Here is a 24121-nt window from a genome sequence, read left to right as displayed (position 1 = left end):
AGATTATTTTCGTACATGGTCGAAACTCAACAAAAAAACCCACTAAAACTTGCGTTTTTAGTGGATTTTTGACCTAATTTGACTGTATGATAGTTGGGCTACCTGGATTCGAACCAGGAATGACAGGACCAGAATCTGTAGTGTTACCATTACACCATAGCCCAATAACAGGTCATTTCTGTTTTGCGGTTGCAAAGATACAAAGATTTCTATAAACCAAAACAAATTCCACCGTTTTTTTCACTAAAAACTGATAAGCCACCGTAAGCCAAAGAATTATATACCTAAAAAAAATCAAAAAATAAAAGACTTTTTCCCTTTTACGTGTTTGGTATAAGAAATCAATGTATATTTGTCAACTGTTTTAATATTAATAATGTGTAATGAACGAAGCAAAAAAACTTATTCAACAAATAACAGAAGGTATTCAAGAAAAAAAAGGTAAAAATATCGTTATAGCAGACCTTACCCATATAGACGATACGATTTGTAATTACTTCGTAATCTGTCAAGGAAATTCTCCCAGTCAAGTGAACGCCATCGTTGAATCTGTAAAAGATTTCACCCGTAAAGGTGCTGACAGTAAACCTTTTGCCATTGACGGGTTACGCAATGCCGAATGGGTAGCCATGGATTATGCCGACGTATTGGTTCATGTATTCTTACCAGAAGTACGAGATTTTTACAATTTGGAACATCTTTGGGCAGACGCCAAATTAACCCAAATCCCTGACCTCGATTAACAAAGATTTATGGAAAATAATAACAACAAGAAACCTATCAAAACCAACATGCCCAAGTTCAACCTGAACTGGTTGTATATGATAATAGCTATGATGCTATTGGGCTTATATTTTGCCAACGAAAACGATACAGCTACCAGAAACATTCCATACGATGAGTTTCAGCAGTATGTTCGTAACGGCTATATCAGTAAAATAACCGGTTATGACGACAATTCCGTAGAAGCATTCGTCAAACCGCAATTTGTAGCCAATGTTTTTCATGCAGACTCCAGTCGAGTAGGTAAAAATCCGCTTATCACTACCGAAGCCCCTTCCCGTGAAAGTTTGGGTGACTTCTTGCAAAAAGAAAAGGACGAAGCCCGTTTCGACGGTTCCATCAGCTACGAAAAGAAGCGTAACTATTTCGGCGCAATCCTTTGGCAAATCCTACCCTTTGCATTCCTTATCGGTTTCTGGATATTCCTGTCACGTCGCTGGAGTGGCGGCGGAGGCATGGGCGGAGGTGGCGGCATCTTCAGTGTAGGAAAATCCAAGGCCCAATTATTTGAGAAAGGCTCTCCTATAAAGATTACCTTCAAAGACGTAGCCGGACTTGCCGAAGCCAAACAAGAAGTAGAAGAGATTGTAGAATTCCTGAAAGAACCGCAAAAATATACTGACCTGGGAGGTAAAATACCTAAAGGTGCATTACTTGTAGGACCTCCGGGAACAGGTAAAACCTTGCTCGCAAAAGCTGTGGCAGGAGAAGCAAACGTGCCGTTCTTCTCATTGGCAGGTTCCGATTTCGTAGAAATGTTTGTCGGTGTAGGTGCGTCACGTGTACGTGACTTGTTCCGTCAAGCCAAAGAAAAAGCACCTTGTATCGTATTTATCGATGAAATTGATGCTGTGGGACGTGCCCGTGCCAAGGCTGCTGCCATGGGTGGTAATGATGAACGTGAGAACACCTTAAACCAATTATTGACGGAAATGGACGGATTCGGTTCCAACAGTGGTGTCATTATCCTTGCAGCAACCAATCGTGTAGATGTTTTGGACAAGGCTTTGCTGCGTGCCGGACGTTTCGACCGTCAAATTCACGTCGACTTGCCCGATCTGAACGAACGTAAAGAAGTATTCGGCGTACATTTACGCCCCATTAAAATAGACAATACGGTTGATGTAGACTTGTTAGCTCGCCAAACTCCGGGCTTCTCGGGTGCAGACATCGCCAATGTCTGTAACGAAGCCGCACTGATTGCTGCCCGTCATGGAAAGAAATTCGTAGGTAAGCAAGACTTCCTGGATGCTGTAGACCGTATCGTAGGTGGCTTGGAAAAGAAAACGAAGATTACGACAGAAGCGGAACGTCGTTCCATTGCCATGCACGAAGCCGGTCATGCCAGTATATCTTGGTTATTGGAATATGCCAATCCGTTAATCAAAGTAACTATCGTACCACGTGGTCGTGCATTAGGCGCCGCTTGGTATTTGCCTGAGGAACGTCAAATTACTACCAAAGAGCAAATGTTGGACGAAATGTGCGCCACTTTAGGTGGACGTGCTGCCGAAGACTTATTCTTAGGCAGAATATCTACCGGTGCCATGAACGATTTGGAACGCGTCACAAAACAAGCATACGGTATGATTGCTTATCTGGGTATGAGTGATAAATTGCCGAACCTTTGTTATTATAATAACGAGGAGTACTCGTTCAATCGTCCGTACAGTGAAAAAACCGCCGAACTGATTGACGAAGAAGTTAAACGCATGGTCAATGAGCAGTATGAACGTGCCAAGAAGATACTTTCCGATAACAAAGAAGGCCATAACAAGTTAGCTCAATTGTTGATAGACAAGGAAGTCATCTTTGCTGAAGATGTAGAACAAATCTTCGGCAAACGTCCATGGGCTTCACGTTCGGAAGAAATAATCAGTGCAACCAAAATCTCAGATGAGTTGAAGAAAGCAGAAGAACAAGAAGCTTTGATTGCCGTAGAAACTGAAAAAGAAGTAAAAGAAGAAGAGGATAAGGATGTCAATAACAGTCCAAATACAGAGAATGGTAAAACGGCTGATGATAATAAATCGCTTTCCGAACCTTCCAAAAAATCTGAATCTAAAAACTAAAACGGAAACACCGTGAAAAATAATTTCATACAACGTGCTGTCACAGGAGCACTATTTGTAGTCGTATTGGTGGGCTGTATACTTTACAGCCCCCTTTCATTCGGTATTTTATTTACCATTATCAGTGCGTTAAGTGTCCATGAATTCGCCCATTTAGTCAATCAAAACGGTGAGGTGAATATCAACAAGACAATCACAGCCTTGGGAGGGGCTTATTTATTCCTTGCCTTAATGGCATTCTGTACTTCAGCTACCGATGCGCGTGTATTTCTCCCCTATTTAGTTTTATTACTCTACATGATGATTACGGAGCTTTATCTCAAGAAAAAAAATCCTCTCGGCAACTGGGCCTTTTCAATGTTGAGCCAACTATACATAGCATTGCCTTTTGCTTTACTGAATGTACTGGCATTTCAAAACACTCCGGAAACAAGTAGTGTAACTTTCAATCCCATCCTGCCACTCTCTATCTTCGTATTCATTTGGTTAAGTGACACAGGTGCCTATTGCGTAGGTTCACTGATTGGCAAACATCGCCTTTTTGAGCGTATCTCTCCCAAGAAGTCATGGGAAGGCAGCATAGGTGGAGCAGTCTTCGCGATAGCGTCCTCTTTCGCTTTCGCTCATTTCTTTCCTTTCATGCAAATGTGGCAATGGGCAGGATTGGCGATTGTTGTCGTTATCTTCGGTACATGGGGTGACCTGACCGAATCACTGATGAAGCGTCAGTTGGGAATAAAAGATTCCGGAAATATATTACCGGGACATGGTGGTATGCTCGACCGTTTCGACAGTGCTTTAATGGCTATTCCGGCCGCGGTAGTTTACCTGTATGTATTGACAATGTTCAAATAAATCATATTAAAAAAATCAAGGGGCACAAGGTCGATATGAATCCATATCCCCCTGTGCCCTCTCTATAATCAACAGCAAACTCTATTATTCCAACATCATCTTCGACAAATCCAGATTTTCTACATTCTCCGTGTTATCTCCCGGCTCTTTCAGGTCGAACGTCAATTCCACTTCATCATTCACCTCCGAGTTCAATTTCAGCTTGATGCCCTTGGTTTCCGAGGTAATATCCAGACTATTTAAATTATACGACACAGCCCCATAAACTCTTAGTCCGGTCAAATCATCATAGTTATTATAGCGAAGTTCCAAATGAATATAACCATCCTCAGCGTATAACTCAGCATCATTTTGAGGTCGTACCAAACTAATACGATGTTTCGTATCCGACGGCAAGTTTTGCAGGAAAATTATATTCATATACCCACCGCTAATACCGATATCACCTTTGTGAATAAACACAGGGTCATTGCCAAATTCGCTATCATTCTCCGGAGTCAATTCTTCAACCTCTTTAGTCAAGACCTCCTGCAAGCGCAATATATTTACGGCATAATCAAAATCACCATATTCTTTGACTAATGGATTAAATACCGTAAGAACCCGTTGCCCGTCTGCAGGTTCATATCCGCCCAAATTTACATTTGTAGGCCAAAGCTTCCCCCATACATCACAATCTAGATAGAAAGCATTGCCCGTGACACGTACCGTAGCCCATAAAGGCGGTGTAAAATCACCTACAGAAAACCCGTCATCATCATCATCGCATGATTGCAACACAGGCATCACAGCCAAGCATATCGCCATAAAAAGCCAATGTAATTTTCTCATAATTAAAGTCTTTTAGTTTGTTTCTGTATAAAAAATACAAAAGCCGGGCATTTACTGCACCGGCTCTGTCTATTTTAACAAATTCTTAAAAATCACCCTCTCTTTTTACTATATTTCTTTAATAACTCTAACATCCGATTCGCTGCCCGTTTCGGTGCTCCCGCTTCACCCAAACGCGATGCCATATATTCATACCCCTCGAGCATCTGCCCACGATATTCTTTATTATAAAGAATGCGTTCCAACTCTTCACGGATATATGCCACGGTCATCTTATCGGCAACCAATTCCTGAACAACTTCCCGGTCGGCTATCAAATTGACCAAAGAGATATATTTCACTTTCAAGATATGACGTTTCAGAAAAGCAATCACCTTTCCTATCGGTGTATGATAACATACCACCTGTGGCACACGAAACAAAGCCGTCTCAAGCGTTGCCGTACCCGAAGTGACCAACGCCGCTTCAGCCTGTTGCAACAAAGAGAATGTCTGATTAAATACAATCTTCACACTAACGCCCCCCACATATTTCCTATAATATTCGGGGGAGATACCCGGTGCCCCCGCCAATACCAGCTGATAATCAGGAAAAGCAGATGCCGCCCGGAGCATATCGGGCAAATTATCTTTGATTTCCTGCTTACGGCTACCTGCCAGCAAAGCGATAATCGGTTTGGAAGATAATCCGTTAGACTTCACAAACTCCTCCAATACGCCAGAGTGAGACGAGCAAAAAGCCACCACCTCATCCATCGTAGGATTTCCCACATAATGTATCGGGTATTGATGTTTTCCCTCGAAAAACTCCACCTCAAACGGCAGAATGGAAAATAATTCGTCTACATCCCTCTTGATATTCTTTATACGATATTCTTTCCAAGCCCAGATTTTGGGAGAGATATAATAGAAGACCGGAATTTGCGTATGAGCATGGATAAATTTTGCAATGTTCAGATTAAACCCGGGATAATCCACCAATATCAGTACATCCGGTTGCCAAGTTACCACATCCTCCTTACAACATTTCATATTGGCAAAGATAGCACGCAAATGGAGCAATACAGGAATAAAACCCATATAAGCCAGCTCCTTATAATGCTTCACCATCGTTCCTCCCACCGCAGCCATCAGGTCACCGCCAAAAAAGCGGAATTCCGCCTGCGGATCTTCCTCTTTCAAGGCAGCCATCAAATGAGAAGCATGCAAGTCTCCGGAAGCTTCACCGACAATCAAATAATACTTCATAACAGTTGACAGTAGCCGATAATTAAAACCAAGTCTTCAATTCATCAATCAATCCATAAGCTGTAGCGTCTACCGTTGTGGGAGTGATAGCTACATAGCCGTTGGCAAGTGCCCAATGGTCAGTTTTCTCATTCTCGGCATCAGCTTCTTCAAACTCACCGGTCAACCAATAATAGTGCGTATCATTTCTATGAGCAAAATTTTCCCACTCATTGACCCACTGTCCTCTGGCCTGTTCGCAGACTTTGATTCCTTTCAGCTCTTTGGCATCAGGGAAGTTCACATTCAAGCAAGTCAACGGCGGCAATCCCTTTTCCAACACTTGGCGGGCTATTTCACGAATATAAGGCCCGGCAGGTTCAAAATCAGCATCAGGTTGATGGTTACATAAAGAGAAAGCGATAGAAGGTATCCCTTTCAGACATCCCTCGATAACAACCCCCATCGTACCGGAATAGTGTACATTCACTGAAGAGTTATCACCATGGTTGATGCCACCTACCACTAAATCCGGTTTACGGTCGAGCACCGTATGAAAAGCCAACTTCACACAATCTACCGGTGTACCGGAGCATTTGTAAACCGTCAATCCTACATCTTTACGGAGCAATTGATAGCGGATAGGTTCTGTCACCGTCAATGAACAGGCAGCGCCCGAACGTGGCGCATCCGGTGCCATGACGACAATTTCGCCCAGTGGACGAAGAAACTTGATCAACTCGCTAATTCCTTTCGCAATGATACCGTCATCATTGGAAATCAATATCAAAGGTCTCTGATTTTCCATATTTTCTTCTTAAATTTGCTACAAATTTAGCAAAAGAGAACCACATATTAACCACCATACTTTAAAAAAGCTCATTATGGACATTATTCTTATCATATCAGGTATTCTCTGTATGATTGCAGGACTGGCCGGTTGTTTCCTTCCCATCCTTCCGGGACCTCCCATCGCCTATGCCGGTTTACTGTTATTACACTTCACGGACAAGGTGCAATACACCACTACCGAACTGCTGATTTGGCTACTGATTGTCGTCATTGTACAGATACTCGACTATTTCATTCCCATGCTGGGCAGCAAATACAGCGGTGCCAGCCGATGGGGCACACGTGGTTGCTTCGCCGGTACAATAATCGGCCTGTTCTTTATGCCTTGGGGCATTATTCTCGGGCCATTTCTGGGTGCATTTATTGGAGAGTTGCTTGGTGGCCGGGAAACAATACAAGCCCTAAAGTCTGGATTAGGTTCCTTATTGGGATTTCTATTGGGCACAGTACTGAAATGTGTAATAGTCGGTTACTTTATTTGGCAATTTATGGCAGTTTTCCTATAAAAAAGATAGGATAAGTTCCATTCTACTGACACTGTTTTTCCCGAAAAGTTCTAAACAAAATAAGAACAGACAAAATAAAAGCATAAAAATACATCTTTTCCGCATAACATCCACTTTTTATACATCTCTTAAACGAGGGATGTTAACATCCCACATGAAGGATATTAACATCCCGGATAATTCTTATTAACTTCCGGCACGATGGATATTAACATCCCTCGCAAGCAAGCTCAACATCCATCCCCAATCACGTCTTTATCACTTCTACAAAAGATGTTTAAGAAAGAGTTTGATACTGTTTTCTATTTTTTAGAGTTGCCTATATTTCCATATCACACTATCCATAAGCGAGATACGGATTTTGGTTGCTGATTTATCCTTCAAAGCCATCCAAGGGCGGAAATACGCAATTCTCGCGTATGCAAAAAAGACAATGTGTCAAAAAGACAATATACTCTTCTTTCTCCTTTAAACTTGAGGAATTCCACATTTTAAGATATTTATCAAATAAAAGTGAAACCAATAAAAAAAGAAAAAGAAGCATTCGAAAGTTTCACAGACAAAAACGTAATCTTCTTTTAAGAATACTCGTTTATTTTGCATAATAATTACAAATACGCATATCATAATATATAGCCATGAAAATAACATGCATCATTTCTTTTTGCAATCCTATATCGTTGCCTTATGGAATATACCAGTAATTATGTAATGAACAAATGATACTAGCCGAGGGGTAACAAATGATATTTTCCCAACTCTTTCCTTCGGTAATGCAAAATTCTTGAAAAGCACATGATTAAGTATTGTATCACCTGATGTTACGCAAAAAAAATGGAGATAATCCGTTTCTGATAATTCTGTATTTAAAAAGATAAGTCTATTTAGCAAGAATAAACAGGGGTTACCTTTACAATTAGAACCATTTACAAATCTTAATCTTCTGCAAGCGAGACAAAAAAAACTATTTCATTTCAAGAGAAATACGTATATTTGTCTCCTAATATAGAGAAGAAGCACATAGAACCTTCATTTGAAGGTAAAATGGTCTAAAAGCACCTATGAGTTATTAACAAAACAGGTGACTTATCAACCGTTTTTGCAATCTTTCTCTTTTTTAGTAGGCGCTATTCGGAATTATCACTTATTTCGCTGCCAATAAACATTGAGATTATGGGAAAAATAATTGCTTTGGCAAATCAAAAAGGTGGTGTAGGAAAGACAACAACGACAATCAACTTAGCAGCTTCTCTCGCCACGCTTGAAAAGAAAGTACTTGTTGTAGACGCAGACCCGCAGGCGAATGCTTCTTCGGGACTCGGTGTGGACATCAAGCAAGCAGAATGTACTATCTATGAATGTATTATTGATCGTGCAAATGTGCGCGACGCAATCCATGATACAGAGATCGATACATTAAAAGTGATATCCTCCCACATCAATCTGGTAGGCGCCGAGATAGAAATGCTCAATCTCAAAAACCGTGAAAAAATATTGAAGGAAGTGCTTTCTCCTCTGAAAGAAGAGTTTGACTATATTTTAATAGACTGTTCACCGTCATTGGGATTGATAACAGTAAATGCACTGACTGCCGCAGATTCGGTCATCATCCCCGTACAGGCGGAGTATTTCGCTCTGGAAGGAATTAGCAAACTGCTGAATACTATCAAAATTATTAAGTCCAAGCTGAATCCTTCACTCGAAATCGAAGGATTCTTGTTGACAATGTACGACTCACGTTTGCGCCAGGCTAATCAAATTTACGACGAAGTGAAACGCCACTTCCAGGAATTGGTATTCAACACCGTCATTCAGCGTAACGTCAAGTTGAGTGAAGCTCCCAGCTATGGCCTGCCTACGATTTTATATGACGCAGACTCTACCGGAGCTAAAAACCACATGGCGTTAGCCAAAGAATTAATCAGCCGGAACGAGAAATAACGGTAACGTTACACATTCCGTAAGATTAACTAATAATTTGTGTAAATAGTAAAATAGTAAATAAACAGATGGCACAGAAAAGAAGTGCATTAGGACGAGGGCTGGACGCCCTGCTCTCTATGGATGAAGTGCAGACTGAAGGTTCTTCCTCCATTAATGAAATTGAATTGTCGAAGATTGCCGTCAATCCCAACCAGCCACGTCACGAATTTGACCAGACTGCGTTACAGGAACTTGCCGATTCTATCTCAGAAATAGGAATTATCCAACCTATCACGTTGCGTAAGCTGTCCGACGATGAATATCAGATTATCGCCGGAGAACGCCGCTTCCGGGCTTCGCAACTTGCCGGACTGACAAGTATTCCTGCCTATATCCGTACGGCCGACGACGAGAACGTCATGGAAATGGCGCTCATCGAAAACATACAACGCGAAGACCTGAATTCCGTGGAAATCGCCCTCGCCTATCAGCACCTGCTGGAACAATATGGACTGACTCAGGAACGTCTCAGTGAACGTGTAGGAAAGAAACGTACCACGATTGCCAATTATCTGCGCCTATTGAAGTTACCCGCCCCTATTCAGATAGGATTGCAGAACAAGCAGATAGATATGGGACATGCCCGTGCACTGGTGACATTAGGTGACCCCAAATTACAAGTGAAGATTTTCGAAGAAATCCTCGAGCATGGTTATTCCGTGCGCAAGGTGGAAGAGATTGTAAAATCCCTAAACGAAGGCGAAACCGTGAAAAGCGGCGACCGTAAAATCGTTCCTAAACGCGCCAAGTTGCCCGAAGAATTCAACATGCTGAGACAACAGCTTTCAAGTTTCTTCAGCACGAAAGTACAACTGACTTGTTCGGAAAAAGGAAAAGGGAAAATCAGTATCCCATTCAGTAACGAAGAAGAATTAGAACGTATCATTGGAATTCTGGATACGCTGAAAAAATAAATGGCAAAGAAAAGAAGAATATATCAAATCTGTATCACCCTGCTGCTTTGTTTCCTGCAAACGGCAGGGATTGCTATGTATGGTCAGAACCGTCCGCGTGCCGCTGCCAAACGAATACACAGACAGCAGACCGATACGCTCAACACTCAGCGGCAACCGATACTTCCGCTGACCGACAGCCTAAACCTTGAAACAGTCAATTCTGCCCTCAGCCGGCCAGCGACCACGACAGACAGTTTGACCATTGCCGACAGTATTGCTGCGGAAAATAAAAAGAAACTGTTAGAAATGACTTCCAGTCCCGAGCTGAAAGAACAGCCGGTACCTACGGACAGTATCAAGAAAGAAATAAACCAGAAGATATGGGTACCTAACCCTACAAAAGCAACTTGGTTAGCCCTTGTCATCCCCGGTGGCGGGCAGATCTATAATCGTAAATACTGGAAACTCCCCATCATTTACGGTGGATTTGCCGGATGTGCCTACGCCTTGACATGGAACGGAAAGATGTATAAAGACTATTCTCAGGCCTATAAGGATGCCATGAACGGCAATATGCAGTCCAGCAGTATCACAGACCTGTTACCTCCCGGATATACCATATCCGAAAGCCAGTTGAAAGAATTGCTGCGAAAACGGAAAGACACCTACCGCCGATACCGCGACTTAAGTATTTTCGCATTTATTGGCGTATATCTGATATCCGTTATCGATGCATACGTAGACGCTGAATTATCTAACTTTGATATCACTCCCGACCTAAGTATGAGAGTAGAACCTACGGTCATCAACAATCAGATGACCGGTTCATCAAACAGGTCGGTGGGGGTACAATGCAGTTTCCGATTTTAAACAAAACCCGATAAACTTGAATAAAACCCGATTTAAAAAGATATACTCATGACAAACAAACCTACATACATGAAGAAGATAATAGCCGGTTCCTCATTACTGTTCTGTACACTGTTCGTTGCCCCGCAACTACACGCACAGGAAAGTGTAGATGTAATCATCCGTGAAAACGGAACGGAACGTCGCGAAATAATCGATTTACCTACAAGTATGACCTATCCGCTGGACAGCTTGCTCAATGACTGGAAGGCAAAAAACTATATTGATTTAGGAAAAGATTGCAGTACTTCAACCGTTAATCCTGAGTTCAGTGACTCGATATATATTGACCGACTTTCGCGCATGCCGACTATCATGGAAATGCCGTATAACGAAATCATACGTAAATTCATCGACATGTATACCGGACGCCTGCGTAATCAGGTGGCATTTATGCTGAGTGCCTGCAACTTCTATATGCCTATCTTTGAAGAAGCGCTTGATGCTTACGGGTTACCTCTCGAATTGAAATACTTGCCTATCATCGAATCGGCTCTTAACCCTTCTGCCGTATCCCGTGCAGGAGCTTCCGGTCTGTGGCAATTCATGTTGCAAACCGGGAAAATTTACGGTTTGGAAAGTAACAGTCTGGTAGACGAACGCCGCGATCCGATAAAAGCAACCTGGGCTGCCGCACGTTACCTGAAAGACATGTATGCCATTTATCAAGACTGGAATTTGGTAATTGCGGCTTATAACTGTGGTCCAGGAACCATCAACAAGGCTATCCGACGCGCCGGAGGAAAAACAGATTATTGGGAAATCTACAATTATCTGCCCAAAGAGACGCGTGGCTATGTGCCTGCTTTCATTGCAGCCAACTATGTGATGACTTATTATTGTAAGCACAACATCTGTCCGATGGAAACCAACATACCGGATGCTACTGACACGGTACAAGTAAACCGTAACCTCCATTTTGAACAAATAGCCGATGTATGCGGTATCAATCTGGATGAAATCAAAAGCCTGAATCCCCAGTTCAAAAAGAATATCATTCCGGGAGATACCAAAGCACAAACTCTCCGTCTTCCGATAAATTATATCAGCACATTTATTGACAAGCAGGACACTATCTATGCTCACCGTAGCAAAGAGTTATTCAAAAATCGCAGGGTAGTTGCCGTTGCCGATACACGAAGCACGGCACGCAACCAAAGTAGTACCCCTAAAGGAAGTGCCACTTATCATAAAATAAAGAATGGAGAAACTTTGTCTACCATTGCACGTAAATATGGCGTCACCGTCAATCAGCTAAAAAGCTGGAATGGACTGAGCGGCACAAGGATCAACGCAGGGAAGCAACTGAAGATTTATAAATAATAAAACATCAAATGCTTGCCCCGTATTGAAAATTGCTTATTTTTGCAGAAAGTGAATAAAAGGAGAACAGTATATGGAAGAGAATGTAAGCCAGAAGGAGAAAGAGAAAGCCGAAGAAGAAATGATTGAACAGGCATTCCAGGAACTGTTAAACGACTACTTGGCAACTAAGCACCGTAAACGTGTCGAGATAATAACCAAAGCATTCAATTTTGCCAATCAAGCGCATAAGGGTATCAAACGCCGCTCGGGAGAGCCTTACATAATGCATCCTATTGCCGTGGCAAAGATTGTTTGTAATGAAATAGGACTCGGTTCCACCTCTATCTGCTCGGCTTTGTTACACGATGTAGTAGAAGACACCGACTATACCGTAGAAGATATCGAGAATATTTTTGGTCCCAAGATTGCCCAAATCGTAGATGGACTGACAAAAATATCCGGCGGTATCTTCGGTGACCGCGCTTCGGCACAGGCCGAGAACTTCAAGAAGTTACTTCTCACCATGTCCGATGATATTCGCGTTATCCTTATTAAGATAGCAGACCGGTTGCACAACATGCGTACGCTTGGTTCCATGTTGCCCAACAAGCAATTTAAGATTGCCGGTGAAACACTTTATATCTACGCTCCGCTTGCCAATCGTTTAGGATTGTACAAGATCAAAACGGAATTGGAAAACCTAAGTTTCAAATATGAACATCCGGAAGAATATCACGAAATAGAAAAAAAACTTGCCGCGACGGCCGTTGAGCGCGACAAAGTATTCAATGAATTTACAACTCCGATACGTGCACAACTCGACAAGATGGGGTTGAAATACCGTATTCTTGCCCGTATAAAATCCATCTACTCCATCTGGAACAAGATGCAGACCAAGCATGTTCCTTTTGAGGAAATCTACGATTTGCTTGCCGTACGAATTATTTTTGAACCCCGCAACATGGAAGAAGAGCTAAATGACTGTTTCGACATTTATGTTTCTATTTCCAAAATATACAAACCACACCCTGATAGATTGCGCGATTGGGTAAGCCACCCGAAAGCCAATGGTTATCAGGCTTTGCACGTCACCCTCATGGGCAACAACGGACAGTGGATTGAGGTTCAAATCCGGAGTGAACGCATGAACGACGTTGCCGAACAAGGTTTCGCCGCTCACTGGAAATATAAGGAAGGTGGCGGTAGCGAAGATGAAGGTGAACTTGAAAAATGGTTACGTACCATTAAGGAAATACTTGATGACCCTCAACCAGATGCTATCGACTTTCTTGATACTATCAAATTAAATCTTTTCGCTTCGGAAATCTTTGTATTTACGCCGAAAGGTGAAATTAAAACCATGCCGCAAAACTCCACTGCACTGGATTTTGCATTCTCTTTGCATACTGATATTGGCAGCCATTGTATAGGTGCTAAAGTCAATCATAAGTTGGTTCCCTTAAGCCATAAGTTACAAAGTGGCGACCAAGTAGAAATATTAACCTCCAAATCGCAACGTGTTCAACCGGAATGGGAAGTGTATGCCACCACCGCTCGTGCTCGTGCCAAAATTGCCTCCATTCTACGTAAAGAGGCGAAAGCTTATCAGAAAGAGGGCGAAACAATGATAGCTGAGTTCTTCCAAAATGAAGATATCCGTATGGATGATGCTGCACTGAACAAACTAACCAAGCTACATAATTTCCATACTCCCGATGAACTTCTCATCGCCGTCGGAAGTAAAAAAATTGTATTGGGCGATGCGGATAAGAATATATTTAAAGAAAAGCAAAGTAGTAATTGGAAAAAATATCTCACTTTCTCTTTTGGAAGCAAAGAAAACAAGGACAATAAAGATGGTAAAGAACAACCTGAAGAAAAGACTTCACAAGAGAAAATCAATACAAAGCAGATATTAAAGCTGACAGAAGAAACTATTTCGAAGAACTACATCATGGCAGACTGTTGCCATCCCATTCCCGGAGACGACGTACTGGGCTACATTGATGAAGAAAACCATGTTATTATTCATAAACGCCAGTGCCCCGTTGCCGCCCGTTTAAAGAGCAGCTACGGCAACCGGATCATTGCCACAGAATGGGATACACACAAAGATCTCACCTTCTTGGTTACCATATATATAAAAGGTATAGACTGTATGGGATTGCTGAATGAAGTAACTCAAGTTATCTCGCGTCAGCTGAATGTAAATATCCGTAAACTGACAATTGAAACCATCGACGGTATTTTTGAAGGCAAGATACAACTCTATGTACACGATGTGGATGACGTACGTTCTATTTGTAATAATTTGAAACAGATACAGAACATCAAGCAGGTAGTGAGAATAGAAGACTAAAAGAGATTTTCTTTCAAATCATCTACTTGTTGATAAGTAAACGTGTCCAAGGCATCACGCATTCCTACCAACTCTTCGCGAATGGATTTCAGCCTATCTACAATCTCAAAATTGCGAAGAGTTGTTTCCTTATTATCTTTCATTCGCTGACGGGCACCAGGGAGGGTCATACCACGTTCCTTTACCAAATGATAGATAAGTTTTACCGTTTCAATATCCTCTTTTCGATATTGCCGTATACCACGCCCCCCCTTCTTAGGATTGAGTTGAGGAAACTCTTTCTCCCAAAAACGAAGCAACGACTCGTTTACATCGAACATCGCCGCGACCTCACTAATAGAGTAATATAACTTCAGCTTTTTATCTGTATTCAGCATATCAGTACTTTCAATTAACCATTGTCAAATATCCATCAATCCATCATCTTACCGTGGTTCTCCGCAATCTGAATCATATGGTCATAATCTTCGGCACTAAGATCCATAAAGTAATAGTTGACGGGGTTTACAACCTGGCCTTTTACATGTACCTCATAATGAAGGTGCGGTCCGGTACTTTTACCTGTACTGCCAACTGCACCAATCACCTCACCCCGTACAACTCGCTTACCAAGTTGCGTACGAAAACCTTGCAAGTGGGCATACCAAGTCTGATAACCAAAACCATGATCTATAATAATTATATTACCATATCCGGTCTCCCACCCCATCTTTATCACTTTTCCGTCACCGGTAGCGTAGACATCTGTACCCGGATGAGCAGAGAAGTCCATCCCTGCATGGAAACGAGCAGTACCGTATATAGGATCTATACGCGTTCCATAGCCAGAAGCAGTCTTCCGTAAATCTTTATTGGAAATAGGTTGGATAGCAGGAATACATTTCAACATCTCATCATGGTTCTTACACATCTTCACTACATCATCAAAAGAACGTGATTGAATATAAAGCTGTTTGGTCAGCATATCCATTTTCTGTGTAGTGTTGATAACCAAATCCGAGTTCGCCATATCCATCAAGTGCTCATAACGGTTTGTACCGCCATAACCCGCCTTACGAATGGTCGAAGGTATCGGATCGGCTTGAAAGATGACACGATAAAGGTTGTCATCACGCTGCTGTATATCCTGCAACACCCCCATCGCCTCATCCAACCGACGGGAAAGTACATTATACTGCGCTTGTAGCTTACTATTTTCTTTTCTCAACTCCTTCTCCGACGGAGAACCGAAAATTAATAACAGTATGATGAAACTACCCGCACCCAGTCCCATACCAAAAAATAAACGACGCAAAATACTTAATGCCCGTTGCCGTACAGTAGGATAGATTCGGTCATAAGTCTGTGTCCTTGGATTATAAATGTAGTAAACTTTGCGCATCTTAGGAAATATTTCGCTTGTCAATGCGACAAAAGTAATAAAAACACGCTATCTTTGCACAGTTTTTTCAAGAATATTAACCTCAAGGATAGATATATAGAGTATGTTGACTGCAAATGAAATCAGAGACTCGTTCAAGAGTTTTTTTGAAAGTAAAAGCCATCAGATTGTGCCTTCGGCACCGATGGTGATTAAAGATGACCCCACGTTGATGTTTACCAACGCGGGTATGAACCAGTTTAAAGACATTATTTTGGGTAACCACCCGGCAAAATATAAAAGAGTTGCCGACTCACAGAAATGCCTTCGTGTGAGCGGAAAGCACAACGACCTGGAGGAAGTAGGTCATGATACTTATCATCACACCATGTTTGAGATGCTAGGTAACTGGTCGTTTGGTGACTACTTTAAGAAAGAAGCTATTTCATGGGCGTGGGAATATCTGGTAGACGTATTGAAACTGGATCCCAAGGATCTTTATGCCACCGTATTTGAAGGTAGTCCTGAAGAAGGTCTGGAACGCGACAACGAAGCTGCATCTTATTGGGAACAATTCTTACCCAAAGACCATATCCTTAATGGGAACAAACACGATAATTTCTGGGAAATGGGCGATACGGGGCCTTGTGGTCCGTGTTCAGAAATACATGTTGATTCCCGCTCGGAAGAAGAGAAAGCACAAGTTCCCGGTAGCCAGTTGGTGAACAAAGACCATCCGCAAGTTATTGAAATTTGGAATCTTGTATTTATGCAATTCAACCGTAAAGCGGACGGTAGCCTCGAAGGACTTCCCGCCAAAGTAATTGATACAGGCATGGGATTTGAACGTTTGGTACGTACATTACAAGGTAAAACTTCCAACTATGATACAGATGTATTCCAACCGATATTGAAAGCCATCGGTGACATGGCAGGTAAAAAGTATGGCGAAGATGAAAAATCAGACATTGCTATGCGTGTTATTGCCGACCACATCCGAACTATTGCCTTTTCTATCACAGACGGCCAATTGCCGAGTAATGCAAAAGCAGGTTATGTAATTCGCCGTATCCTCCGCCGTGCAGTACGTTATGGCTATACATTTCTTGGACAAAAACAGGCATTCCTGTACAAACTTCTCCCCGTGCTGATTGAAAATATGGGTGGTGCCTACCCCGAATTGAATGCGCAAAAAGAATTGATTACCAAAGTGATTAAAGAAGAAGAAGATTCCTTCCTTCGCACTCTGGAAACCGGTATACGCTTACTCGACAAGACAATGGCAGATACCAAAGTTGCCGGTAAGACTGAAATCAGCGGTAAAGATGCCTTTACATTATATGATACGTTCGGTTTCCCACTCGACCTCACGGAACTTATCTTGCGCGAAAATGACATGACTGCCGATATCAAGGAATTCAATGCCGAAATGGAGAAACAGAAACAACGTGCTCGCAATGCTGCAGCCGTTGAAACCGGTGATTGGATTACATTGAAGGAGGGTACCACAGAATTTGTGGGTTATGATTATACGGAATATGAAACATCCATTCTGCGTTATCGCCAGGTGAGACAAAAGAATCAGACTTTATATCAGATTGTATTGGACAAGACTCCGTTCTATGCCGAAAGTGGTGGTCAGGTAGGTGATACGGGGGTATTGGTGAATGAATTTGAAACTATCGAAGTAATTGATACGAAGAAAGAAAACAATCTTCCTATTCATATTACCAAGAAGTTGCCCGAATATTTGGAAGCTCCGATGATGGCTTGCGTGGATACAGAAAAGCGTGCCGCATGTGCCGCTAACCACTCTGCTACCCATTTGCTGGATGCCGCATTACGTGAAGTATTAGGTGACCACGTAGAACAGAAAGGTTCTTTAGTTACTCCTGACTCTCTGCGTTTTGACTTTTCCCATTTCCAAAAAGTAACAGATGAGGAACTTCGTCAGGTAGAACACATTGTAAATGCCAAGATACGTGCTAATATTCCTTTGAAAGAATATCGTAATATTCCTATTGAAGAAGCTAAAGAACTGGGTGCCATCGCACTTTTTGGTGAAAAGTATGGCGACCATGTACGTGTTATCCAGTTCGGCTCTTCCATCGAATTCTGCGGTGGTACACACGTTGCCGCTACCGGAAACATCGGAATGGTGAAGATTGTATCCGAAAGTTCTGTTGCTGCCGGTATTCGTCGTATCGAAGCATACACAGGAGCACGTGTAGAGGAAATGTTGGATACTTTCCAAGACACCATGCGCGACCTGAAAGCACTTTTCAACAATGCACCCGACTTATCCGGTGCAATCCGTAAGTATATTGAAGAAAATGCAGGGTTAAAGAAACAGGTGGAAGACTTCATGAAAGAAAAGGAAGCACAACTGAAAGAAAAATTGTTGCAAAACGCTCAAGAAGTAAACGGTATAAAGGTTATTAAGTTCTGTGCAGCAATGATACCTGCCGATGCCGTTAAAAATATCGCTTTCCAATTGCGTGGAGAAATTACGGAAAATCTTTTCTTCGTAGCCGGAACAGTATTCGAAGGTAAACCGATGTTGACAGTTATGTTAAGCGATAACCTCGTAGCTGGTGGTCTTAAAGCGGGTAACTTGGTGAAAGAAGCAGCTAAACTGATACAAGGTGGCGGTGGCGGTCAACCTCATTTTGCAACTGCAGGTGGTAAAAACCCTGATGGTTTGAACGCTGCAGTAGATAAAATTATGGAATTGGCAGGGCTATAAACAGCCTCTAACTGATCTTACCTAATAAAAAGGACTCCGCTTTCGGCTAAATATCGAAAGCGGAGTCCTTTTTTACAGACAAAATATAATCTGATATTATTCTATACCAAGGCTAAACAATTCCCGAAAAACAACTGTCACACCCTGAGGCAACAAACCGGAAGGGCAAAATTCTGTGATATTCTCAGCAAGTACACACTTTGCCGTATTACCGGAAGAAGAAAGAAGAGTTCGGGTATAAAACCTCTTTTCATTACCATAAGTAAATTGCCACACGACCCGCATATCTCCTTCTTCATCTTCTACGAAAATTGTATCGTAACGGCCAATAAAAGGTATACTTTCTTTCCCTTCCGGATAAATCTCCAGTATACCTTTCTCCCAAAAAGAAGAGTCATCATCTGGTACCAACAAGTAATATCCGTTGTCTTTCAACCAAGGCCGTTCGGCCAGATTTTTCTGCACACTAGCCAGCAAATCCATAGATGCACCTTCGCTAATTCCATATTCAAAGCCCATTTTCATCATTTTACACTGATGACGATTTTTCACTGTAATGAAAAGTTTAGTTCCAGTACCCGAGCCATCCATGATACGCAATATCGTTTCACCTTCCATCAGAGGTTGAATCTTAATACGCCGGTAACCGTTAACATCTTTAGTAAACGCTACATTTGCCACAGACTCATGTTCATTAATAAGGTTATAATTACCATCTCCTCCATCAATTCCTAATACTATCTCTTTTGTATTTGCCAAATATAATGTAACAGAAGAAATCAAGTTATCACAAGTCCCAATTTGATAGATAGGTTCAATCCCCTCAAAGATTACCATATCCCGATAATCCTCTTCACAACTGGCACCAACCAGCATCAAGCATATCAAAGTTAATATGTAATAAGCATGTTTCATTGTCTTAGATTTTAGTTGTTCCTTATATATAGGAATGCAAAATAGCAACAAATACTGCACTGAGAAATAGATATTCCACTTATTTTCCAGTATGATACAATCGTCCGTCTTGTTTACGTAATGCCAATTGTGCATCATAGAGTGACACCGGAGTGACATCTTTTCCTTGCATAATCCATACGCCATCGGGTCTTCCCTTACGAGCTCCTTCATGCTTGTTTCCCTTGGTACCGATACTGAAGTTTTTGGCAGATACCCATGGATTTTGAACGGTAATTCTACCTCCTTTACAATTCCAAAGAAACTGATTGGCACCTGCCCATCCATGTCCGGAACCCATATCGGCACGATCTTGCACATTGATTTGTCCGTCACTGTCAATGTTATCGTAGAGTGTACCAATATTCCAGCGGTGATGTGGTCCTGCATCGGCATGAGAATTTCGTATTTTCACCCTTACAAAAGCATTGGGTCCTACTCCCTTACTACCAGTAACACAATCATGCCGTCCTTCAGTAGTTTCACAATCTATCACCAAACATGATGACACATCATCCATCAAGAAGGAATAAAGTCGCCCTCCGGTACGCACCGCTACCCCATCAAAACATTTACAGTCCTTCACCGTAATATAACGAGAATTATCTCTCAGTTCAGCCAAACCATAGGCAAAGTATTTGGAAGTAACATTACGTATCCAACTATGTTCAGTCTTTGTCATATCAATAGCCGTACAACTATGATCTTCATCATTATAATAACCAGTCTTATCTTTTTTGGTTTTGTCATATTCACTGATAATCTGCATATTTTCTACACCACAATGGTTTATTCGTCCCGAAAAAGTTGACTTATACACAGCTCCACCACCATACCGAGTTTCCATAGCCATCATAATAGGATTATCAAAATGAAGAGTGTCGTCAATAATTTTAGTAACTACACGTTCATAAGCAAAATTATAGCCACTGGCTTCCCACTGCTTAACACCTGAGCCACCTTCTATTTGATCCATCTTAAGGTCATGAATCCATTCATTGGTACCGGGACGATAAATAGTGACATCATCACCAACCTGGAAAGAACCAGGGTTATTTACTGTAACCCAGAAACGCCCTACAGGAACATAAGCCTCTTTGATATTGTTAGAAGAAGGCGCAGATGGGGTCAATTTTCCGGAACCTGCTATTTTAATGAGCCTATGATGTGCATCATAACCTGCTTTTTTACCGGCAGCTACCAATATGGTACCATCTTCTCCATCGCCTTCACCACGAAGTACTACTCCACTAGCCTTTATAGCCAAAGACCCAAACACTTCATATTGTCCTTTTTGCAAAAGAATTGCTCCACGGATATTGTCCGTAAGCGGCATCCGAGAAACTTCATCAATAGCATTTTGAATCATGGAAGTAGCATCCACACCCTGCATTGGTGCAGAAAGGACTTTGACAACAGGAGCTTCAGGTATCTCAACTTCACCACCTTTATAGCCTATATTACTAAAATCAGGAAGAGTATTCCCAAAATCATCCTCCAGCAAAGAAAAATCAAAGTTAGGTTCTATACGCGAGTATAATACGGAGGGGACATAAGGGGCTTGAATTACAGAAATTTCTTTCTTCAAAGAACCAGCTGTAACACTGACAATAGCCTTACGTTGGTGCATGGCAGAATTTGACTCCACAGCGATGACCAGTATATTCGGTTTCTCCTTTTTCACAACACATGTAACCCAACTTGCTCCGGCAGTCATTACTCCTGCTTTCCATTGTATATTACTCTGTACCTGTATTTCCTTACTGCCACTGGCCACATCGAATGAAAGTTCAGTTTCAGTAATTTCAAGCATAGGTTCAATATTTTCCTGAATAACAAGAAGTACCTTCTTTAACGTGCCACATGTAAAAAGTATTTTCGATTCACGCTTAGCACCAGAGTCGTTAGCTTTTACAGTTATCGAAACAACCCCATTAGTTTCATCTTTGTAACTACACCAATCAGCACCGGAAACTACTTTAGCTTCCCAAACAGCAGAAGATTTAATTTCTATCTTCTTCGAAGACGCATCAGAACCAAATACCAGTTCTTCATCACTGATTTCTAACGTAAGAGGTGTTTCATCATCAGAACAAGCCTGCAAACTCCCCCCAAAAAGCAACACTAAAAAGAGAAAGAATAGTACCTTCCCTTCCCCAAAAAGAGTAGAATGTTTCATCGTAATATTCGTGTTTGTTGTTTAATAAAAATAATATTACGAATATAAAGGAAAAAAATAAAATAAAGCAAAATTATAAAGAAAAATAAAACAAATAATTTTTATTCTACCTGTACAGACGGATAATTCACTAGATACAACGTACCTGTAGTTCGTGTAAATGCGGTATACAACCAACGAAAATAATCAGGTGTCAGATACTCATCTGTCATATATCCCTGATCAAGGAAAACATTCTTCCACTGCCCACCCTGCGCTTTGTGGCAAGTTACAGCATATGCATATTTCACTTGTAAGGCATTATAATAAGGATCCGCTTTCATCTTCTTCATTCGTTCACGCTTTATGGTAATATCAGCATAGTCTTCTAACACCATATAAAAAAGGCGGTCGTTGTCAACTTTGGATAGTGCCGGTGCATCACTATGTAAAGTATCTAATAACAGATTTACATCCAATTCGAAATCATTGTAATCAGGAAAAGACAGAGTGACATTTGCAAAATGGAAACCATATAATTCACGTGTACTCCCAACTCTCCGAACAACAGCCGTATCACCATTAGCAATGAAATCCAATTCTTTCTCTTTCTCCGTCCAATAATAATTATTTTTCGCAACCATAAGTAAATCGCCTGTATTCAATTCATCCTCACGCCAGAGTATTTGGGTACGAATACCGTTATTGTAAATATTAGCTCGCTTGTTGGAACGGCATATCACAATGGTATCATCCACTCCATCACGACTATAACACTGTTCCAGAACATCAATCAACTCGTTACCCGGTAGTACCTTTATGTCTGCAAAACCTGTTACCTTTATTTTCGGTAAAGAGATACAGTTATCCTCTGTTATCAATTGGCGTAACCGGGTAGCATTCCACAAAATCCCCGATTGTTGTTCTTGTCTTACCACCTGAGTTAAATTCACCTCAACGACTTCGAGCCCATACCCCTTTAGAGCTTCGGCATAGAGAGCAGGACTTTGTTCTTCGCCAACCGGCGGCAACTGTGCCGTATCTCCCATCAGCAACAAACGACATCTCTGTCCGGAATAAACAAATTGTACCAAATCATCCAGTAATCTCCCCGTACCAAAAGCCGAACCGGACAACCCTTCATTGGAAATCATCGACGCTTCATCTACTATATATAAGGTATGTGTCGTCAAATTATCGTTCACCAAAAAATTACTCAATTCATTAGAAAAAGATCGTTGTCTATAAATTTTTTTATGAATTGTAAACGCTGAATGCCCCGCATAAGCTGAAAAAACCTTTGCCGCACGTCCCGTTGGAGCCAACAAAATTGACTTTTGTTGTAACTTATCCAATGTTTTGACCAATGCCCCTACTAACGAAGTTTTACCCGTTCCGGCATAACCACGAAGCAAGAAAACCACCTCACTACGGGGCGACAGAAGAAACTCTGATAAAGATTTTACAGCAATTTCTTGCTCGGGAGTTGGTTGATAAGGAAAATTTTCCTTAATTTGCCTTTCTAAATAGTTATTTATCATTTTTGTAAGAGAAAAAAGTAACGGTAACTATCGTTTTTAAATTTATTTCTTTTATTTTTGCGGTGCGAATATAACAACTAAAAAACATATTTATCATGAAAACAGTATTTAATATCGTTTTAGGCTTATGTGCTCTGGTCTTAGTTTATATCTGCTATACCAGCATTATGGGTCCTATAAACTTTGAAAAAGCTAAAAAGCACAGAGATGCGGCAGTCATCGCTCGTTTGATTGACATCCGTAAGGCACAGTTGGAGTATCGCGGTTTGCACAATCAGCAATACACAGCAAGCTTTGACACATTGATTGATTTCGTTAAAAACCAGAAACTTCCGTTCATTTATAAACAAGGTGAATTGAGTGATAAACAATTGGAAGATGGTCTTACAGAAAAGAAGGCTATCAACATCATCAATAAAGCTAAGAAAACCGGTAATTATGCGGATGTAAAAAAATGGGGATTGGAAAACTTCAAACGTGATACTTTGTGGGTAGCTGTTTTGGATACAATCTTCCCAAAAGGTTTCAATGCAGACTCTATGAGATATGTTCCTTTTGGAAACGGTGTACAGTTTGAAATGGCTATCAAAAATGATACAGCAAAATCCGGTGCTCCTTTCTGTCTGCTCGAAGTTAAGACTCCATACGAAGTTTACCTGAATGGTTTGGATAAACAAGAAATCGCTAACCTGAAAGATGTACAAACTAAGTTGGGTAAATATTCCGGTTTGATGATTGGTAGTTTGGAAACAGCTAACAACAACGCTGGTAACTGGGAATAATCT

At 41.4% G+C, this 24121-nt stretch carries 19 protein-coding genes and 1 tRNA gene; 11 read left to right on the top strand and 9 right to left on the bottom strand.

Going from position 1 to position 24121, the window contains the following annotated elements; translation table 11 throughout:
* Positions 1–93: 93 nt before the first annotated feature.
* Positions 94–164: transfer RNA gene (locus C1A09_RS11750), tRNA-Gln, on the bottom strand.
* Between the two features lie 219 nt (positions 165–383).
* On the opposite strand from C1A09_RS11750, the gene rsfS reads away from it, so the two are divergent.
* The 3 genes from rsfS to C1A09_RS11735 are packed head-to-tail and all read left to right on the top strand — an operon-like array spanning position 384 to position 3710.
* Positions 384–743, top strand: a complete 360-nt coding sequence (gene rsfS, locus C1A09_RS11745; protein WP_101544417.1) for a ribosome silencing factor — start codon at positions 384–386, stop codon at positions 741–743.
* Positions 744–752: 9 nt separating this feature from the next.
* Positions 753–2855 carry an ATP-dependent zinc metalloprotease FtsH gene (gene ftsH, locus C1A09_RS11740; RefSeq protein WP_101544415.1) on the top strand — a complete coding sequence of 701 codons (2103 nt, stop codon included), beginning with the start codon at positions 753–755 and terminating at the stop codon, positions 2853–2855.
* A 12-nt stretch (positions 2856–2867) separates the two neighbouring features.
* On the top strand, positions 2868–3710 hold the full coding sequence (locus tag C1A09_RS11735) for a phosphatidate cytidylyltransferase (protein WP_101544413.1): 843 nt from the start codon (positions 2868–2870) through the stop codon (positions 3708–3710).
* Between the two features lie 84 nt (positions 3711–3794).
* Here C1A09_RS11735 and C1A09_RS11730 read toward each other — a convergent pair whose 3' ends face one another.
* The 3 genes from C1A09_RS11730 to surE all read right to left on the bottom strand — a co-directional run bounded on the left by C1A09_RS11730 (position 3795) and on the right by surE (position 6575).
* On the bottom strand, positions 3795–4541 hold the full coding sequence (locus tag C1A09_RS11730) for a NigD1/NigD2 family lipoprotein (RefSeq protein WP_101544411.1): 747 nt from the start codon (positions 4539–4541) through the stop codon (positions 3795–3797).
* Positions 4542–4633: 92 nt separating this feature from the next.
* Positions 4634–5788, bottom strand: a complete 1155-nt coding sequence (lpxB, locus tag C1A09_RS11725) for a lipid-A-disaccharide synthase (RefSeq protein ID WP_101544408.1) — start codon at positions 5786–5788, stop codon at positions 4634–4636.
* 22 nt (positions 5789–5810) lie between these two features.
* Positions 5811–6575: a 5'/3'-nucleotidase SurE gene (gene surE / locus C1A09_RS11720; RefSeq protein ID WP_101544407.1), complete on the bottom strand. Its 765-nt coding sequence runs from the start codon at positions 6573–6575 to the stop codon at positions 5811–5813.
* 73 nt (positions 6576–6648) lie between these two features.
* Between surE and C1A09_RS11715 the strand changes: the two genes are divergently transcribed.
* From C1A09_RS11715 to C1A09_RS11690, 6 genes are all read left to right on the top strand, one after another.
* Positions 6649–7125, top strand: a complete 477-nt coding sequence (locus tag C1A09_RS11715) for a DUF456 domain-containing protein (protein ID WP_180949224.1) — start codon at positions 6649–6651, stop codon at positions 7123–7125.
* A 1173-nt stretch (positions 7126–8298) separates the two neighbouring features.
* Entirely contained in the window at positions 8299–9066 is a 768-nt protein-coding gene (locus tag C1A09_RS11710) for a ParA family protein (RefSeq protein ID WP_101544403.1), read from the top strand.
* Between the two features lie 68 nt (positions 9067–9134).
* Complete coding sequence (locus tag C1A09_RS11705) at positions 9135–10022, top strand: ParB/RepB/Spo0J family partition protein (RefSeq protein ID WP_101544402.1); 888 nt, start codon at positions 9135–9137, stop codon at positions 10020–10022.
* Complete coding sequence (locus C1A09_RS11700; RefSeq protein WP_101544400.1) at positions 10023–10874, top strand: DUF5683 domain-containing protein; 852 nt, start codon at positions 10023–10025, stop codon at positions 10872–10874.
* Positions 10875–10922: 48 nt separating this feature from the next.
* Entirely contained in the window at positions 10923–12236 is a 1314-nt protein-coding gene (locus tag C1A09_RS11695) for a lytic transglycosylase domain-containing protein (RefSeq protein ID WP_101544398.1), read from the top strand.
* A gap of 73 nt (positions 12237–12309) precedes the next feature.
* Entirely contained in the window at positions 12310–14577 is a 2268-nt protein-coding gene (locus C1A09_RS11690; protein ID WP_101544396.1) for a RelA/SpoT family protein, read from the top strand.
* On the opposite strand, the gene C1A09_RS11685 is transcribed toward C1A09_RS11690, so the two are convergent.
* Together C1A09_RS11685 and C1A09_RS11680 are read right to left on the bottom strand one after the other, a co-directional pair.
* Positions 14574–14954, bottom strand: a complete 381-nt coding sequence (locus C1A09_RS11685; RefSeq protein WP_101544393.1) for a MerR family transcriptional regulator — start codon at positions 14952–14954, stop codon at positions 14574–14576. The genes C1A09_RS11690 and C1A09_RS11685 overlap by 4 nt on opposite strands.
* A gap of 35 nt (positions 14955–14989) precedes the next feature.
* Positions 14990–15958, bottom strand: coding sequence for a M23 family metallopeptidase (locus C1A09_RS11680; RefSeq protein ID WP_101544391.1), 969 nt, complete (start codon positions 15956–15958; stop codon positions 14990–14992).
* 103 nt (positions 15959–16061) lie between these two features.
* On the opposite strand from C1A09_RS11680, the gene alaS reads away from it, so the two are divergent.
* Positions 16062–18683 carry an alanine--tRNA ligase gene (gene alaS / locus C1A09_RS11675; protein ID WP_101544389.1) on the top strand — a complete coding sequence of 874 codons (2622 nt, stop codon included), beginning with the start codon at positions 16062–16064 and terminating at the stop codon, positions 18681–18683.
* A 96-nt stretch (positions 18684–18779) separates the two neighbouring features.
* On the opposite strand, the gene C1A09_RS11670 is transcribed toward alaS, so the two are convergent.
* From C1A09_RS11670 to C1A09_RS11660, 3 genes are all read right to left on the bottom strand, one after another.
* Positions 18780–19598, bottom strand: coding sequence for a hypothetical protein (locus C1A09_RS11670; RefSeq protein WP_101544790.1), 819 nt, complete (start codon positions 19596–19598; stop codon positions 18780–18782).
* A gap of 79 nt (positions 19599–19677) precedes the next feature.
* Positions 19678–21816, bottom strand: coding sequence for a BACON domain-containing protein (locus C1A09_RS11665; RefSeq protein ID WP_101544387.1), 2139 nt, complete (start codon positions 21814–21816; stop codon positions 19678–19680).
* Between the two features lie 101 nt (positions 21817–21917).
* Positions 21918–23336: an ATP-dependent DNA helicase gene (locus tag C1A09_RS11660; protein ID WP_101544374.1), complete on the bottom strand. Its 1419-nt coding sequence runs from the start codon at positions 23334–23336 to the stop codon at positions 21918–21920.
* Between the two features lie 95 nt (positions 23337–23431).
* Here C1A09_RS11660 and C1A09_RS11655 point away from each other — a divergent pair, with 95 nt between their 5' ends.
* Entirely contained in the window at positions 23432–24118 is a 687-nt protein-coding gene (locus tag C1A09_RS11655; protein ID WP_101544372.1) for a hypothetical protein, read from the top strand.
* The last annotated feature ends 3 nt before the right edge of the window (positions 24119–24121 follow it).

Source organism: Bacteroides cutis (assembly GCF_900241005.1).
GTDB lineage: Bacteria > Bacteroidota > Bacteroidia > Bacteroidales > Bacteroidaceae > Bacteroides > Bacteroides cutis.
The sequence above is the reverse complement of the archived record's forward strand: the minus strand, read 5'-3'. Positions and strand labels throughout refer to the sequence as shown.